Below are 206 nucleotides of genomic sequence, written 5' to 3' on the forward strand. Positions count from 1 at the left end.
GCGATGCGGCCCGCCTCCGGCGGCTCCAGCCCGGCGACGAGGCGCAACAGGGTGGACTTGCCGCAGCCGGAGGGGCCGAGCAGGGCCACGAAGCCGCCCGGCGCCACGTCGAGCGAGATGCGGTCGAGCACGGGCAGCGCCGTGCCGCGGATGTCGAAGGCGTGCGAGACGGCCTCGACCGCGAGGCGCGATCCGGCCACGGCGGC

Annotated in this window: 1 protein-coding gene; it reads right to left on the minus strand. The window is 77.7% G+C overall.

All coding sequences use genetic code 11. From position 1 onward, the window contains the following. On the minus strand, positions 1-206 hold a 206-nt coding region (locus OWC43_RS23275; protein WP_393958658.1), incomplete at both ends, for an ATP-binding cassette domain-containing protein.

This window comes from Methylorubrum sp. POS3 (genome assembly GCF_043352485.1).
In the GTDB taxonomy this organism is placed as follows: domain Bacteria; phylum Pseudomonadota; class Alphaproteobacteria; order Rhizobiales; family Beijerinckiaceae; genus Methylobacterium; species Methylobacterium suomiense.